At 27.6% G+C, this 15,627-nt stretch carries 17 protein-coding genes; all 17 read left to right on the top strand.

The features are described 5' to 3' along the window. Window positions 1-115 precede the first annotated feature (115 nt). The 17 genes from NG901_RS04730 to ccpN all read left to right on the top strand — a co-directional run bounded on the left by NG901_RS04730 (window position 116) and on the right by ccpN (window position 15,542). A complete protein-coding gene (locus NG901_RS04730; protein WP_252212599.1) occupies window positions 116-1,666 on the top strand; it encodes a nitrite/sulfite reductase in 1,551 nt (516 codons plus the stop codon). A 261-nt stretch (window positions 1,667-1,927) separates the two neighbouring features. After that, on the top strand, window positions 1,928-2,587 hold the full coding sequence (gene trmB / locus NG901_RS04725; RefSeq protein WP_252212597.1) for a tRNA (guanosine(46)-N7)-methyltransferase TrmB: 660 nt from the start codon (window positions 1,928-1,930) through the stop codon (window positions 2,585-2,587). 31 nt (window positions 2,588-2,618) lie between these two features. Further along, window positions 2,619-3,560, top strand: a complete 942-nt coding sequence (gene prmA, locus NG901_RS04720; RefSeq protein ID WP_252212596.1) for a 50S ribosomal protein L11 methyltransferase — start codon at window positions 2,619-2,621, stop codon at window positions 3,558-3,560. Between the two features lie 80 nt (window positions 3,561-3,640). Beyond that, window positions 3,641-4,405 (top strand): RsmE family RNA methyltransferase, encoded by a 765-nt coding sequence (locus NG901_RS04715; RefSeq protein ID WP_252212595.1) that lies wholly within the window; start codon window positions 3,641-3,643, stop codon window positions 4,403-4,405. After that, window positions 4,405-5,709 carry a tRNA (N(6)-L-threonylcarbamoyladenosine(37)-C(2))-methylthiotransferase MtaB gene (mtaB, locus tag NG901_RS04710; protein WP_252212594.1) on the top strand — a complete coding sequence of 435 codons (1,305 nt, stop codon included), beginning with the start codon at window positions 4,405-4,407 and terminating at the stop codon, window positions 5,707-5,709. Before NG901_RS04715 ends, mtaB begins: the two co-directional genes overlap by 1 nt. Before the next feature lie 217 nt (window positions 5,710-5,926). Then, on the top strand, window positions 5,927-6,271 hold the full coding sequence (locus NG901_RS04705) for a histidine triad nucleotide-binding protein (protein WP_252212593.1): 345 nt from the start codon (window positions 5,927-5,929) through the stop codon (window positions 6,269-6,271). Between the two features lie 136 nt (window positions 6,272-6,407). Then, complete coding sequence (rpsU, locus tag NG901_RS04700; protein ID WP_003371500.1) at window positions 6,408-6,584, top strand: 30S ribosomal protein S21; 177 nt, start codon at window positions 6,408-6,410, stop codon at window positions 6,582-6,584. 29 nt (window positions 6,585-6,613) lie between these two features. Beyond that, window positions 6,614-7,063 carry a GatB/YqeY domain-containing protein gene (locus NG901_RS04695; RefSeq protein WP_035784011.1) on the top strand — a complete coding sequence of 150 codons (450 nt, stop codon included), beginning with the start codon at window positions 6,614-6,616 and terminating at the stop codon, window positions 7,061-7,063. A gap of 335 nt (window positions 7,064-7,398) precedes the next feature. Beyond that, window positions 7,399-7,677, top strand: coding sequence for a sporulation protein YqfC (gene yqfC / locus NG901_RS04690; RefSeq protein WP_252212592.1), 279 nt, complete (start codon window positions 7,399-7,401; stop codon window positions 7,675-7,677). Between the two features lie 2 nt (window positions 7,678-7,679). Next, window positions 7,680-8,810 carry a sporulation protein YqfD gene (gene yqfD / locus NG901_RS04685; RefSeq protein ID WP_252212591.1) on the top strand — a complete coding sequence of 377 codons (1,131 nt, stop codon included), beginning with the start codon at window positions 7,680-7,682 and terminating at the stop codon, window positions 8,808-8,810. Between the two features lie 34 nt (window positions 8,811-8,844). Further along, complete coding sequence (locus tag NG901_RS04680; RefSeq protein WP_252212590.1) at window positions 8,845-10,905, top strand: HD family phosphohydrolase; 2,061 nt, start codon at window positions 8,845-8,847, stop codon at window positions 10,903-10,905. A gap of 12 nt (window positions 10,906-10,917) precedes the next feature. Further along, window positions 10,918-11,418: an rRNA maturation RNase YbeY gene (gene ybeY / locus NG901_RS04675; RefSeq protein ID WP_252212588.1), complete on the top strand. Its 501-nt coding sequence runs from the start codon at window positions 10,918-10,920 to the stop codon at window positions 11,416-11,418. A 24-nt stretch (window positions 11,419-11,442) separates the two neighbouring features. Continuing rightward, complete coding sequence (locus NG901_RS04670) at window positions 11,443-12,144, top strand: diacylglycerol kinase (RefSeq protein WP_252212587.1); 702 nt, start codon at window positions 11,443-11,445, stop codon at window positions 12,142-12,144. 437 nt (window positions 12,145-12,581) lie between these two features. Then, the gene (gene era, locus NG901_RS04665; protein WP_252212586.1) at window positions 12,582-13,469 is read left to right on the top strand and encodes a GTPase Era; all 888 of its coding nucleotides are present in this window, start codon (window positions 12,582-12,584) and stop codon (window positions 13,467-13,469) included. A 24-nt stretch (window positions 13,470-13,493) separates the two neighbouring features. Next, complete coding sequence (recO, locus tag NG901_RS04660) at window positions 13,494-14,243, top strand: DNA repair protein RecO (protein WP_252212585.1); 750 nt, start codon at window positions 13,494-13,496, stop codon at window positions 14,241-14,243. A 6-nt stretch (window positions 14,244-14,249) separates the two neighbouring features. Beyond that, complete coding sequence (locus NG901_RS04655; RefSeq protein ID WP_252212584.1) at window positions 14,250-14,867, top strand: DUF4342 domain-containing protein; 618 nt, start codon at window positions 14,250-14,252, stop codon at window positions 14,865-14,867. Window positions 14,868-14,909: 42 nt separating this feature from the next. Then, the gene (ccpN, locus tag NG901_RS04650) at window positions 14,910-15,542 is read left to right on the top strand and encodes a transcriptional regulator CcpN (protein ID WP_252212583.1); all 633 of its coding nucleotides are present in this window, start codon (window positions 14,910-14,912) and stop codon (window positions 15,540-15,542) included. Window positions 15,543-15,627: the final 85 nt, after the last annotated feature.

Below are 15,627 nucleotides of genomic sequence, written 5' to 3'. Positions count from 1 at the left end.
TTTAATTTTAGGGATATTTTAAAGATGGGTTATATTGTAATATAAAGCTAGTGAGTAGAGGAATTTATAAATGTTTGTTTATTGTTAATCTTAAAGCAAAGGTAGGTAGGTTTTAATGGATAGGTTGAAAAAAATTTTGTTAGATGAAATAGAAGATTTCAGAAAAATAGGTCATGATTTTTGTGAAGGTAAAATGTCGGCAATGGATTTTAAGAAAATATCTGGTGGCATGGGAACATATGCTCATCGTGGTGGTGAAAAATTTATGATGCGTCTTAGAATACCATCAGGAATAACACATGTAGATGAATTAAAATTTATATATGATATGGCTAAAAAGTATAATTTAGAAAAGATACATTTAACTACAAGGCAAGCTGTTCAATTTCATGATATATCTATAGATGATGCATGTGAAATAATGAAAGAAGGATTAGAACATAATATATATACTAGAGGAGCAGGTGGAAATTATCCAAGAAATGTTGCAATGTCTCCACTAGCAGGTGTAGATAGGTATGAAGCTTTTGATGTTACACCTTATGCATTAGCAGTAAATAATCATTTTTTAAGAAAAATAAATACATATAATCTTCCTAGAAAAATTAAAGTTTCATTTTCAAGCAGTAATATGGATTGTGGACATTCTACTGTTACAGATTTAGGGTTTTTAGCAGTTGTAGAAAATGGTAAAAAGTATTTTAAGGTATACATAGGCGGAGGGTTAGGAAAAAATTCAAAGTTAGGAATTGTGTGTGATGAACTTATAGATCCTAGTGACGTCTTATATCATGTTGAAGCTATGACAAATCTATTTATGGAAGAAGGTGACTATGAGAATAAAAACAAAGCACGTATAAGATATATATTAGATAAAATGGGACCAGAAGAATTTTTAAATTGCTATAAAAAACACTTGAAAGAATTAAGGGACAAAGAAGATTTGACTTTGCATTTACATGTATCAGAGTGCAACAAAGAAGGTATAGAAATTGATTTAGAACATAATAGATTGTATGAGCAAAAGCAAAAGGGATTGTATAGTGTATACTTTCATCCAATAGGAGGTCAATTATATCTTAAAGATTTAAAATTAATTATTGACGAAATTGAAAATACTAAAGATGTAGAAATAAGACTTACTATGACAGAAGGCATGTATATTAGAAATTTAAATGGAGAAGAAGCTAAAAGGCTTTTAGAAGCTACAAAAGATTTAGGTGGAGAAACTACATTAGAACAAAGTATATCTTGTATAGGAGTACCTACATGTCAAATAGGCATATTAAATAGCCAGGGTATATTAGATAATATACTAAAATATTTTAAAGAGAAAAATTATAGAAAAGATGTATTACCTAGAGTTCATATATCCGGCTGTGGAAATTCATGTGGTATTCATGAAGTTGCTTTGATTGGATTTACAGGAAAGAAGAAGAGAGTAAATGATGAAACTAAAGACGTATTTGAACTTCATATAAATGGATCTTTTGAAGAAGGCAATGCAAGACTTGGTAAAATATATGGAGACATTTTAACAGAAGATATTCCAGAATTTCTTTATGAATTAGCATTATTATTGGAAAAAGATAATGTTAATTTTCATGATTATCTAAAGGATCATGAAGAAGAATTTGAAGCATTAGTAAATAAATTTAAAAAATAAGTATAGATTAGCTATTTATTTCTTGATTTTTTTGGGAAATAAATAGCTTTTTATATTTTATAAAACCAATTAAATAGAAGTGTTTCAAATTTTATATAATTGCAATATATTTCGATATATGTATAATTATTATGAATGATAAAGTGAATTTTAATGCTAAAATAAGCAAAAGAATTCTTTTTTTATTAAGGAAATACATAGGTCTTATTGGTTTGATATTAAACTTATAAGGCATTAGATAAAAGATGGAGTGAATTAACAATGAGAATGAGAAAAAAGCCATGGGCAAGACCAGAACTTGAAAGTTGTAATTTTTTTATTGTAAATCCTAAAGAAAACAAAGGTAAGTGGAAGGAATCATTTAACAATGAAAATCCTATTTACTTAGAACTTGGATGCGGTAAAGGTGTGTTTGTAGCTGTACATGGTTCTGATAATGAAAATATTAATTATATTGCAATTGATATAAAAGACGAAGTGCTAGGTCTAGCTAAAAGAAATATAGAAAAAGCATATAACGAGAAAAATAAAGAATTAAATAATATTAAATTGATGGCTCAAGAGATTGGTCTTATTAATGAAATGTTAGATGAAAATGACAACATAAGTAGAATTTATATTAATTTTTGCAATCCTTGGCCTAAAAAGAAACATAAGAAGAGAAGACTAACTCATACAAGACAGTTAACTCAATATAGAAACTTTTTAAAAGAAAATGGAGAGATTTGGTTTAAGACAGATGATGATGAATTATTTGAAGAATCTCTTGAATATTTTAAAGAAGGTAAGTTTAGAATTGAATATATAACTTATGATTTACATACTAGTGGTTTTGAAGGAAATGTTGAAACTGAACATGAAAGAATGTTTACGGAACAAGGAATAAAAACTAAATTTTTAATAGCAATAAAAGAAGACTAAAAAATTAAAATAAGTGTAGGAGTGATTTAATATGAACGGAGTATGGATAGAAGTTAGAGTAATAACAAGTTGCGAAGCAATAGAACCTGTATCAGGAATATTTTATGGATTAAACAGCCAAGGGGTTGCCGTAGAAGACCCAAACGATTTATTAACAAGAGATCAAGGACCATTAACTTGGGATTTTGCAGACATAAACGTATTAGAGCATAAAGGTGAATTTGCAGTAGTTAAAGCTTATTTCTCTGGAGACGATAATTTAGAAGAAATAGTTTCAATTACAAAGGAAAAAATTAAAGAAATTCAAGACATGGGAATAGATATAGGAAAAGGTATAGTTGAATGTGACAAGATAAAAGAAGAAGATTGGGCAAACAACTGGAAGAAGTACTATAAACCATCAAATATTACAGACAGAATAGTTGTAAAACCTATGTGGGAAGAATATGCACCTAAAGATGAAGAGTTAGTCATTGAATTAGATCCAGGAATGGCATTTGGTACAGGAACACATGAAACTACAAGAATGTGTGTTAAAGCATTAGAAAAGTATGTGAAAAAAGATTCAACTGTTTTTGATGTTGGTTGTGGTTCTGGTATTTTAGCCATAGCTGCAGCAAAGCTTGGAGCAAAATTAGCTTTAGGAGTTGATTTAGATCCAGTAGCAGTTGAATCTGCTAAAGAAAATGTAGGATTAAATGATTTAGATAATATTGAAATATTAGAAGGAAATCTTCTTGATGTAATTGATGGTAAAGCTGATATAGTAGTTGCAAATATAATAGCAGAAATTATTTGTATATTAACAGATGATGTTAGTAAAGCTCTAAATAAAGGTGGATTATTTATTACTTCAGGAATAATACATGAAAGAGTAGACATGGTTACTTCAAAGCTTGATGAGTGTGGATTTGAGGTTATGGAAGTAAACAAAGATGGAGAATGGAATTGTATAGTTGCTAAATTAAAATAATGTTTTTTAACATTAATTAAAATAGAGCAAAGTAATGAAGCTAAAAATAATTTTGAATTTATTTAATGAAGGAGATTTTTATGCATAAGTTTTTTACTTCAGCATGCAATATCACAGAAAAAGAGGGAAAAATACTTGGTGATGATGTAAAACATATATATAAGGTTTTACGTTTAAATCAGGGTGAAAAAGTAGTTTTAAATAACTGTGAAGGTAAAGAATACTTAGGAGAAATTGAATCTGTTGGAAAACAAGAAGTAATAGTAAATATATTAGAAGAATTAAGTACTAATAATGAAAGTAGAGTAAATATAACTTTATTTCAAGGATTACCTAAAGGACAAAAGATGGATTTGATAGTTCAAAAAGGAACGGAACTTGGTATAAAAGAATTTGTGCCGATAATAACAGATAGAGTAGATGTTAAATTAAAGGGCGAATTTAAAAAGCTTGAAAGACTAAATAGAATTGCGTTAGAGGCAGCTAAGCAATCAAAAAGAAGTATTATACCAAATGTAAGAGAAGTTGTTGAGTTTGACGAAGCTTTAAATGAACTACAAAGATTAGATCTAATTTTAGTCCCTTATGAAAACGCAGAAAATTTTGGTTTCAAAAGTCTTGTAAAAGAACTAAGTGATAAAAATGTAGATTTAAATTCTATAAAAAATATAGGAGTTGTAATAGGACCAGAAGGTGGATTTGAAGAAAGTGAAATTGAAACTTTAAAACACAAAGGTGCCTATATAATAACTCTAGGCAATAGAATTTTACGTACAGAAACAGCAGGATTTGTAGCTACTTCTTTAATACAATATGAATTAGCAGATTTAGGAGGAAATGTTTAATGAAAGTTGCATTTGCCACATTAGGATGTAGAGTTAATCAATATGAAACTGAAGCGATGACAGAAAAGTTTATAAGAGAAGGTTATAGTGTTACTGACTTTGATGATTTTGCTGATGTTTATGTTATAAATACATGTACAGTTACAAACATGGGGGATAAAAAATCAAGACAAATAATAAGCAAGGCTAGAAGAACTAATAGTGATGCTATAATTGCAGTGGTTGGATGTTATTCTCAAATAGCTCCAGAAGAAGTTTCTAAAATTGAAGGTGTAGATGTTGTTTTAGGAACAAGAAATAAAGGTGATATAGTATATTTTGTTAATAAAGCTAGAGATGAAAAAGCAATACAAGTAAGTGTCAATGAAGTTCTTAGAAATAAAGAATTCGAAGAACTTAATATAGAAGAATATCAAGATAAAACTAGAGCATTTTTAAAAATACAAGATGGATGTAATAGATTTTGTACATTTTGTTTGATTCCATATGCAAGAGGTGCTACTTGTTCTAAAAATCCACAAAAAGTTATTGAAGAAGTAAAGAAATTAGCAGAGCATGGATTTAAGGAAGTTATCTTATCTGGTATACATACAGCTTCTTATGGAGTGGATCTAGGCTCAGACATTACGCTAATAAGCTTACTGGAAGACATAGAAAAGATAGACGGAATAGATAGAGTTAGAATTGGTTCTATAGAACCAGCATTTTTTACTGATGAAGTAATAAATAAAATAAAAAACATGAAAAAATTATGTCCTCATTTTCATTTATCACTTCAAAGTGGTTCTAATGATACTTTAAAGAGAATGAATAGAAGATATACTGCAGAAGAATATGCTAAAACAGTTCAAACACTAAGAGAGAATATTGAAGATGTATCAATTACAACTGATTTAATAGTAGGTTTCCCTGGTGAAACTGAAGAAGAGTTTAATGAGACATATGAATATTTAAAGAATTTAAAATTAACTAAAGTTCATTTATTTAAATATAGTCCTAGAAAGGGAACTAAAGCAGCAGAAATGCCAAATCAAATAGATGGAACTATTAAAGATAAAAGAAGTAAAATATTATCAGAGTTAAATAAAGAAAATGAAATAGAATTTATTAAGAAACTAGTTGGCAGAGATATGGGTGTTTTAATAGAAAGAGAATGTCCGCATAAAGCAGGAATGTTTGAAGGATATACAAAAAACTATGTAAAAGCTGAGATTTCTGATGCAAATGAAAAGATGATAGGCAAAATTATGAATTGCAATATAGAAGATTACGAAGATAATTATATTATTGGGAAAATAAAGTAAAGATTTGGTATAATAAATGTGTAAAAATAAGAAAATATAATTATATACAAAATTATAATTTCTAATAGGCTATGTTTTAAATATATATTTATATATGCAATAGATGAAGTGACATTGTGATTGGAATTTTAGAATTATGATAAGAGTTTTGATTATGCATATATCAATATTGTATTAGAACGGAACATTTTGATAATATTTTTTAGGAGGTGAATTTATGGTAGATTGTATATTTTGTAAAATTATAAAAGGTGATATTCCAAGCAAAAAGTTATACGAAGATGAGCTTGTATATGCATTTTATGATATAAATCCAGAAGCACCAGTTCATTTTTTAATTATTCCTAAAGAACATATAAAAAGTGCAAATGAATTAAATGAAAAAAATATTAATGTAGTTTCACACATCTTTAAAGTAATTAATAAACTAGTAGTAGAGCTTGGTATTGCTGAAAGTGGATATAGAATAGTGAACAATTGTGGAGAAGATGGTGGCCAAACGGTAAATCATATGCATTTTCACATTTTAGCTGGTAGAAACTTGCAATGGCCACCAGGTTAAAATTTACAATATAATTAGTCAGACATTTTATTCTAAGTTGTTGACATTAATCATTGTAATATTGTATAATATACCGTGTGTTATAAAGCCCATAGCTGAGTTAATTAATTTAAGCTAGCGGAGGGAGGGATAGTAAATGTCAGAAATTAAAGTTGGAGAAAACGAGACACTTGAAAGTGCTTTAAGAAGATTTAAAAAGAAGTGTGCTAGAGCTGGGGTTCTTTCAGAAGTAAGAAAGAGAGAACATTATGAAAAGCCAAGCGTTAAGAAAAAGAAAAAATCAGAAGCTGCTAGAAAGAGAAAGTTTAAATAAAATGGTTTCTTTTGAAAGAAGGTATAACAATGCCAACAATTAAGGAAAAACTTCAAGAAGACTGGAAAGCCGCTTTAAAGGCTAAAGATAAATTTAAAGCTAATACAATTAGTACAGCGAGATCTGCTATATTATTAGTTGAGAAAACTGATAATGTTAAGCTTGAGGATGATGAAGTTATCAATATTTTAGCAAAAGAAGTTAAGCAAAGAAGAGAATCTATGCTTGAATTCGAAAAAGGAAATAGACAAGATTTAGTGGATCAGTGTAATGCTGAGCTAGAAATTTTGTTGGAATACCTTCCTCAGCAGTTAAGCGAAGAAGAAATAAAACAAATAGTAAAAGATTCAGCTGAAGAAATGGGTGCAAGTAGCATTAAAGATATGGGTAAAGTTATGTCGGCTATAAGACCTAAAATTGTAGGCAGAGCTGATGGTAAACTTGTAAGTCAGATTGTTAAGGAATATTTAAATAAATAATAAAAGAACTCTTTTTTTGAGTTCTTTTATTATTTATAAGCTATACAAAAAATCCTTATGTTTAATATATTGTTAAACATAAGGATTTTTTTGTTGTCCAAGTAATTATGAAAAAATCTCAAAGAAGCTACATCATCTGAAATTAAGAGTTGTATTACACTATAATTTAAATAATATTTTAATATATAGTATTTTTAGTAAGCACTAACTTGAACTTTAACTTTCAAAAACTGTTTTATATACAAAATACAATGTATGGTAAATTTTAATGAATTAATTTAATTATTTAATCATAGATTACAATAGCAGAGTATTTGGGTATAGAGGAGGAGAATATGGAAGATAAGTTTCAAAGAGGACGAGAAAAAGTATTTGATAAATTAGAGTTTCCCACAGATGTTGTTTTAGATTTGCCAAAGATCATTGTTGTAGGAAATAAGGAAATAACAATTGAAAATCATAAGGGTATTATGACTTTTGACAATAACATGATAAAAATAAACTCTAGAATTGGTGCAGTTATAGTAGAGGGTGAAAAATTTGAAATACTTTTTATAGGAGATAATACCATTACTATAAGTGGAATTTTTAGAGGAATATCTTATGAGGGATAAATATGATATTAGATAAGTTTAAAGTAGGAAAAATAACAATAGAAGTTAACAGTCTAATACCTGAAAAGACATTGAACATACTTTGGCAAAAAGGAATAAATGTATCAAAAATAGTTAAACTTAATATAACTACAGTAAGGTTTCAGATACCTTTTGATTCATATAAAGAAGTGGAAGAGGTAGTTAAAAGGACTAAAGGAAAAGTCAGAATTGTTGGGAAAAGTGGTATAATAGTTTTACTATTATCAATAAAAAGAAAATTATCATTGTGTATTGGAGCAGGAGTATTTTTATTGGTTTTATACTTATTATCTAATTATATCTGGGCCATAGATATACAAACTAGAAATAATTTATCACCATTTGAGATTAGAAAGGAACTTACATCTATAGGTATAAAACCAGGATTAAAAAAATCTGATATAAATGTATATAATATAGAAAAAAAGATGGAAGATTTAGATTCAGAAGTTATGTGGGTAAGAGCTAGAATAGAAGGATCCACATTAAGAGTAATTGTAGCAGAAAAAGTTAATCCACCAGTTACAGAAAAAATATTACCAGAGCAAGTGCTAGCTAAGATGGATGGAGAAATTAAAAGGGTATTTACTTTTTCAGGGAATGCAGCAGTAAAACCTGGAGATATAGTAAAAACAGGTAATGTTTTAATTTTGCCAATACAAGGCAAAGAAGGCTTTGAAAAAGAAGTTAAGCCAAGTGGCAGTGTAATAGCTAACACTTTTTACGAAAAGTCAATGGAAGTACAAATAAGTGGGGAAAAAATCCAAAGAACTGGGGAAAAAGATAGAGATATTTATGTAAACTTTTGGGATAAGAAAATTTATCTAAAAAAAGCTATAAATGATTTTAAATATTATGATAAAATAGAGGAAACTGGTGGTTTATTAAATCAAGTAATATATTTTAGAAAAGAAGGAAAAAGTGTTAATTTAGATAAGGATAAAGCTGTAGAAGATGCAGTAGAAAAATTAAGAAAATCATTACAAAAGGATTTAACTAATGATGCTAAAATAATAGACAATAAAGTAAATATAGAAAATATTTCTAAAGATACAATATGTATAAAGGTGATTTTTACGGTTGAACAAGATATAGCTGAAAATATATCTTAATACTTTCAATGTTAGCGATGAGAAGGTGATTAACATGAAATCAAAAAATAATAAGAAACTACAGAATTTGAAGTCAAAAAAATCAAAGTATTTGGCTTTGTTTGGTACTGTATTTATTGTGTCATATCTTTTACTTTTAACAGCAATAGCACCTAAACAGTTTAATTTGCAAGAGGGCGACATAGCTAGAGTTGATATAAAAGCACCAAGAGATACAATAGATCAAAAAGCAACAAAAGAAAAAGAAAGTGAAGCTATAGAAAAAGTTGATAAGCAGTATACAGTAAAAAATGAAGTTAAAGTTCAAGCAGAAGATAATATAAAGTCTTTATTTGATGAAGTATTAAATTTAAATGCAACAAATATGGATGAAGCAAGTAAAATAACTGAATTAAGAAAAATAACGCAATTTAAATTAACAGATAGTGAATACAAAGAATTAATAAATACACCTAAAGAAACATTAATTGACTTAGAAGGAAAAATAGTCAATATAATTGATAAGATTTATAAGAAAGATATTCAAGAAAATAATGAAAGTTCACTTGAAAATGCAAAAAAAGAAGGAATAAATGCTATTGAAGAATTTAATATAGCAACTCCATTAAAAGAAATATTAGTTAATATAACAAAATCACAAATAAATCCAAATTTATTTTATGATAGTGAAAAAACTGAAGAAATGCAAAAAGAAGCCCAAAAAAGTACTTCTAAAGTTATAATAAAGAAAAATCAAATTATAATAAAAGAAGGAGAACCTGTAACAGCAGAACAAATTGCTATAATAAACGAATTAGGACTTCTTGATAATGGAATAACAGGCAAATATGTATATGTATATTTATCTTTAGCACTATTTTTATTTGTTATATTATTTTTACAATATAGTTATATATATTTAAATTATAAGGAAATATTTTTTGATGCTAAAAGATTAATTCTTATTAGTTTAATTAATATACTTTCTCTTATTTTAGCTAGAAGCATTGGAGCTGTTTCGGCATTTTTAATTCCCTTTGCATTTGGATCTATGTTACTCACATTACTTTTAAATTATAAAATTTCAATTATAATAAGTATTTTTAATTCAGCCATAATTAGTGCACTGGTTGAATTTGATCCACAAGTGATGTTATTAGTATTTATAAATGCTATTTTAGGTGCTGTTATGCTAAAGAAAATGCAACAGAGGAATGAACTTATATATGCAACATTATATATATCAGTAGTTAGCTCAATATTAACATTAGCTACAGGAGTTATTATATCTAGTAATTTAAAGGAAATTTTCATAGTAAGTTTATTCTCTATAATTGGAGGAGTGTTATCAGGAATCTTTGCATTAGGAGTACTACCATTTTTAGAAGGTACCTTTAATGAAGTTACTACGATTAAGTTATTAGAATTATCAAATCCTAATAATCCACTATTAAAAAAGTTACTTATGGAGGCACCAGGGACATATCATCATAGTATGTTAGTTGCAAACCTTGCAGAGATGGCAGCAGAAGAAGTTGGAGCAAATCCAGTAGTCGCTAGAATTGGAGCTTATTATCATGATGTAGGTAAGACTGAAAGACCTTATTTCTTTGGGGAAAATCAAATTGGTAGAGAAAATCCACATGATAAGATAAGCGCTAAACTTAGTACACACATTATAATATCACATGTTAAAGATGGATTAAGATTAGCTAAAGAACATAAGTTGCCTGCTATAATTCAAGATATTATAGCAGAACACCATGGAACTACCTTGGTAAAATATTTTTATTATACTATGAAAAATAATGCTGAAAATCCAGATGATATAAAAGAAAAAGATTATAGGTATTCAGGACCTATTCCAAGTAGCAAAGAAGCTGGTATAGTAATGCTTGCAGATGGAATAGAAGCAGCGGTTAGATCGATAAAAGAGCCTAACAAAGAAAAAATAGAGGAAATGGTTAATAACATAATAAAGGATAAGTTAAATTCCAATCAATTAATCAATTGTGATTTAACACTTAAGGATATTGAAAAGATAAGATTATGCTTTTTAAATGCATTAAATGGTATATATCATCAAAGAATTGAATATCCAAAAGAAAAATTGTAGGGAGAGTGTAAGATGATTTACGTTGATAATAGACAAGAAAAAATGGAAGTAAGTGATGAGTTTACAAATCATCTAGAAAAGGTAATAGAATTTGCGTTAAAAGAAGAAGGTGTTAATATTTCAAGTGAAATCTCTTTATTATTCGTTGATAATGAAGAGATTAGAGAAATTAATAATGAAACAAGAAATATAGACAGAGCTACAGATGTTTTATCTTTTCCTATGCTGGATTATCCAGAAAAGAAAGTATTTAAAGAAGTTTATACAGAAAATGATTTTTCTAAAGCAGATTTTGATGGAGATGATTTAGTACTTGGAGACATTGTATTGTCTTTAGAGAGAGCTTTAGAACAAAGTAAAGAGTATAATCATTCTTATGAAAGAGAAGCATCTTATCTAGTAGTACATTCAGTGTTACATCTTCTAGGATACGATCATATGGAGGAAGATGATAAGGTGAAAATGAGAAAAAGAGAGGAAGAAATATTAACTGCACTTGATATAAGAAGATAGTAGAAAAGCAGGTGAAAAATAACGATGAAATTTAAAAAAGTTTTAGATAGTTTTAATAATGCTATAAATGGAATCATAGAAACTGTAAGAACAGAGCGTAATATGAAAATACATTTAATAGTAGCGTTGTTAATATTGATAGCATGTTTTTTCTTTGATGTAACAAAATATGAATTTCTTATATTAGCCATAACAATTACTATGGTTATAAGTGCAGAAATAATTAATACAGCTATAGAAGCTGTAATAGATCTAAAAGCAAATTATTATCATCCATTAGCTAAAATAGCTAAAAATGCAGCTGCCGGAGCTGTTTTAGTTACTGCAATAAATGCTGTATTAGTAGGATATATAATATTTTGGGATAAATTATCGTATTTTTCATATAACTTAATTAATAAAGTTAAAAAATCAGAACCATACACAATTTTTATTGTACTAGTAATAGTATGTATAGCTACAATAATAGTAAAAGCTATATTTGGAGAGGGAACACCATTAAAAGGTGGAATGCCAAGTGGACATAGTGCTTTAGCATTTTCAATTGCCACAGCAATTTCATTAATTACAGAAGAACCTATATGTGTTATGTTAAGCTATTTAATGGCTCTTATAACCGCTCAAAGTAGAGTTGACTCTGAAGTACATACGATTTTGGAAGTTATTGTAGGAGCACTCTTTGGAATTTTATTAACTATGCTTATATTTGTAGTATTTAGAATATAAACAGTAAAATTAATACTTAGAAAAGTATGAAATCTTTTAAAATTAGTGTTAGCAATTGATAAACTATGTAGTTAGTTTATTCTTTTAAAGATAAATTTCTTTCAAATAAATAATAAGTGCTCGTAAAATATCATTAGAAAATTTTACGAGCATTTGTAATTTAGGCATAATCAAAAAGTTTTAATTATTATCATAGAAATATTAATTAATAATTCTTTGTATATATTCTTATTTCATAAACGTTGTTAATTATTATTTATAATATACATAATAGAATAAATAGAGTATACTATTTGTAAACTATATTATGATTAGAGAAGATATAGTTATTTTCTAGTTAGGGAAATAAACTTTATCTAAAGATGAATTTTAATTTATAATTAACGTATAACTTAATTACAGTATTTGAGTATGGTTAAGTTATAGAAGGAGGAAAAATGTTTAAATCAGGATTCGTTACAATAGTTGGTAGACCTAATGTGGGAAAATCAACTTTATTAAATTATATAATGGGGGAGAAACTATCAATAGTTTCTAATAAGCCTCAAACCACTAGAAATAATATTCAAACAATATTAACAGGTGAGGACTATCAAATTGTCTTTGTTGATACACCAGGAATTCATAAGCCAAAACATAAGCTTGGAGAATATATGGTCAATTCTGCGAAGGATTCGACTAATGATGTTGATTTAGTTTTATTTTTAACTAATCCAGACGAAGAAATCGGAAAAGGAGATAAGTTTATCTTAGAATCTTTAAAAGATAAAAAATGTCCTGTATACCTTGTTTTAAATAAGATAGATGAAAGTACACCAGAAAGAGTAGCTAAAAGTTTAGAAATGTATTCAAGCGAATTCAACTTTAAAGAAATAGTTCCTATAGCTGCAATAAAAGGAAAAAATGTAGATACATTAGTTGACTTAATGAAAAATGAGTTGCCAGAAGGACCTAAATATTATCCAGAAGATATGATAACAGATGTTCCAGAAAGATTTGTTGTTTCTGAAATCGTAAGAGAAAAAGCTTTAAGATGTTTACGTGATGAAGTACCACATGGTATTGCTGTTGATATAATTCAAATGAAGCAAAGTGATAATGGAACTTATCATATAGAAGTTGATTTGATTTGTGAAAAAGATTCCCATAAAGGAATAATAATAGGCAAAAACGGACAAATGCTTAAAAAAATAGGTGAAACTTCAAGATATGAGTTAGAAAGATTTTTAAGAACAAAAGTTAATGTTAAAATATGGGTTAAAGTAAGAAAAGAGTGGAGAGATAATCAAAATCTGTTAAAAGAATTAGGATATAAGAAAAAATAGATATATTTATTCTAAAATTAGGAGATGATCTTTCTGGCACTTTTTGAAAGTAAAGCTGTTATTATAAAATCACAGGATTTTAAAGAAAATGATAAATTAGTTTGGCTTTATACAGAAGAGTTGGGTAAGATTACTGCCATAGCAAAAGGGGCAAAGAAAAGCAAAAACAAGTCTTTTTCTATTACTTTGCCTTTATGTTATGGTGAGTACATGTTATATAAAGGTAAAAATTTGTATACGATTCAAGAAGGGAAAATTATAAATTCTTTTCAAGGATTGTTAGAAAACTTAGATAAGCTTACTTACTCATCCTATTTATGTGAACTCATAGATATATGTACACCTGATGATGAAAAAAATAAACAGATTTTTATAGATTTAGTTACGACTTTTTATCTTTTAGATACAAATGCTTTAGAGTATGAATTGTTAGTTAGAGCATTTGAATTGAAATTATTAAAAAACACAGGATATTCTTTAGAATTAGAGAATTGCTGTATGTGTAAAAAGAAAATCCCCTCATCTAATTATATAAGTTTATCTAATTACGGTGGGGTATGTGATGAATGTCCTAAAGAATATGGATTGTATATTTCAAAAGCTACTTATAATGCTTTGAAATTTTTATTAAAGATGAGAATAGATAAGGTATATAGACTTAATTTAACTGATAAAATCAAAGAAGAATTAGAAAAAATATCTAGCTATTTGATATCAAATAATTATTCTAAAAAGCCTAAAAGCTTAGAAATGTTAAAATTTATTAAGGAGTGATAAATAATGACTAATATTACATTAGAAAAAGTAGATATGATAATAGAAAGAACAGGAGTTAGCTATGCAATAGCTAAACATGCGTTAGAAGAATGTAATGGAGATGTTTTAGAAGCATTAATTTATTTAGAAGAAGAAATTAAAGATGATGAAAATGTAGACTATAATATTTATGATGATAAAGAAGATAAACAAAATATGACTATAGAAGAATTAAAAAATTTTATTAAAGATTTAATTCATAAAGGGAATATAACAAGAATAAAGATTAAGAAGGAGGATACTGAATTAATAGATATTCCTGTAAATGCAGGAATAGCCGCTGGAGTTATTGCAGTATTAATTCCACCAATATTGGTAGCAGGTATAATTGCAGCAGTTGCAACAAAAATAACAATAGAAATAACTAAAAAAGATGGTTCAGTCGAAGTTATAAATAAATATGTATGTAAAGTTTCAAATGATGTGAAAGACAAAGCCGTTGATATTGCAGATAAAATGAAATCTAAAGTAGATGAAGTAAAGAATAAAGTAAAAACAAATAATGGTGAAGATAAATCAAAAGTATATACTGGAAATGAAACAGTTTATACATATAAAGTTGATTTTGATGACCAAGATTAAAAGTTTAAGTAATTCTTTTATTTCAGGGAAAGAGGGAGAATTTTGAAGTTATCAAATAGGCAAGAAGAAATAATTAAGTTAGTAAAAGAGCATCAACCAATCACAAGTGAGGCTTTAGCAGAAAAGTTAGGTTTAACAAGAGCTGCAATTAGAGCAGATTTATCAATACTTACAATGATAGGCATTTTAGATGCTAGACCTAAGGTAGGATATATATATTCAGGCAAATCTTCTAGTGGTATGTTACATGACTATATAACTGAAATTAAAGCTAATGCAATTATGTCTAAGCCAATTACAGTTAGTGAAGAAACTATGGTATATGATGCAATTGTATTTTTATTCCTTAATGATGTAGGTACATTATTTGTAGAAAATGAAGGCGTTTTAACTGGAGCTGTTTCAAGAAAGGATTTTCTTAAAATTGCTATAGGCGGAACGGATATCCACAAGGTACCAATTGGAGTAATAATGACTCGTATGCCCAATATTATATGTGGTAATAAAGATGATAATGCATATGATTTAGCTAAAAAAATAATAGAGCATGAAATTGACAGTATCCCCATTGTAGAATCGTTAGAAAAGATAGGTGATAAGGAACAATTTAAGATAATGGGAAAAGTTTCCAAGACTAATGTTACAAAATTGTTTGTTAAATTAGGAAAACAATAATAATAAGGTTAATCAGTGCTAACTACGAGATATTTTTTCTCGATAGTAAATATATGGTATAAAAATTTGAGAATGGGGGAGTATT

The sequence above is a fragment of the Clostridium sp. CMCC3677 genome (assembly GCF_023845585.1).
In the GTDB taxonomy this organism is placed as follows: domain Bacteria; phylum Bacillota; class Clostridia; order Clostridiales; family Clostridiaceae; genus Clostridium; species Clostridium aquiflavi.
Note: the sequence above shows the minus strand (reverse complement) of the source record. Positions and strands in the feature narration are given on the sequence as shown.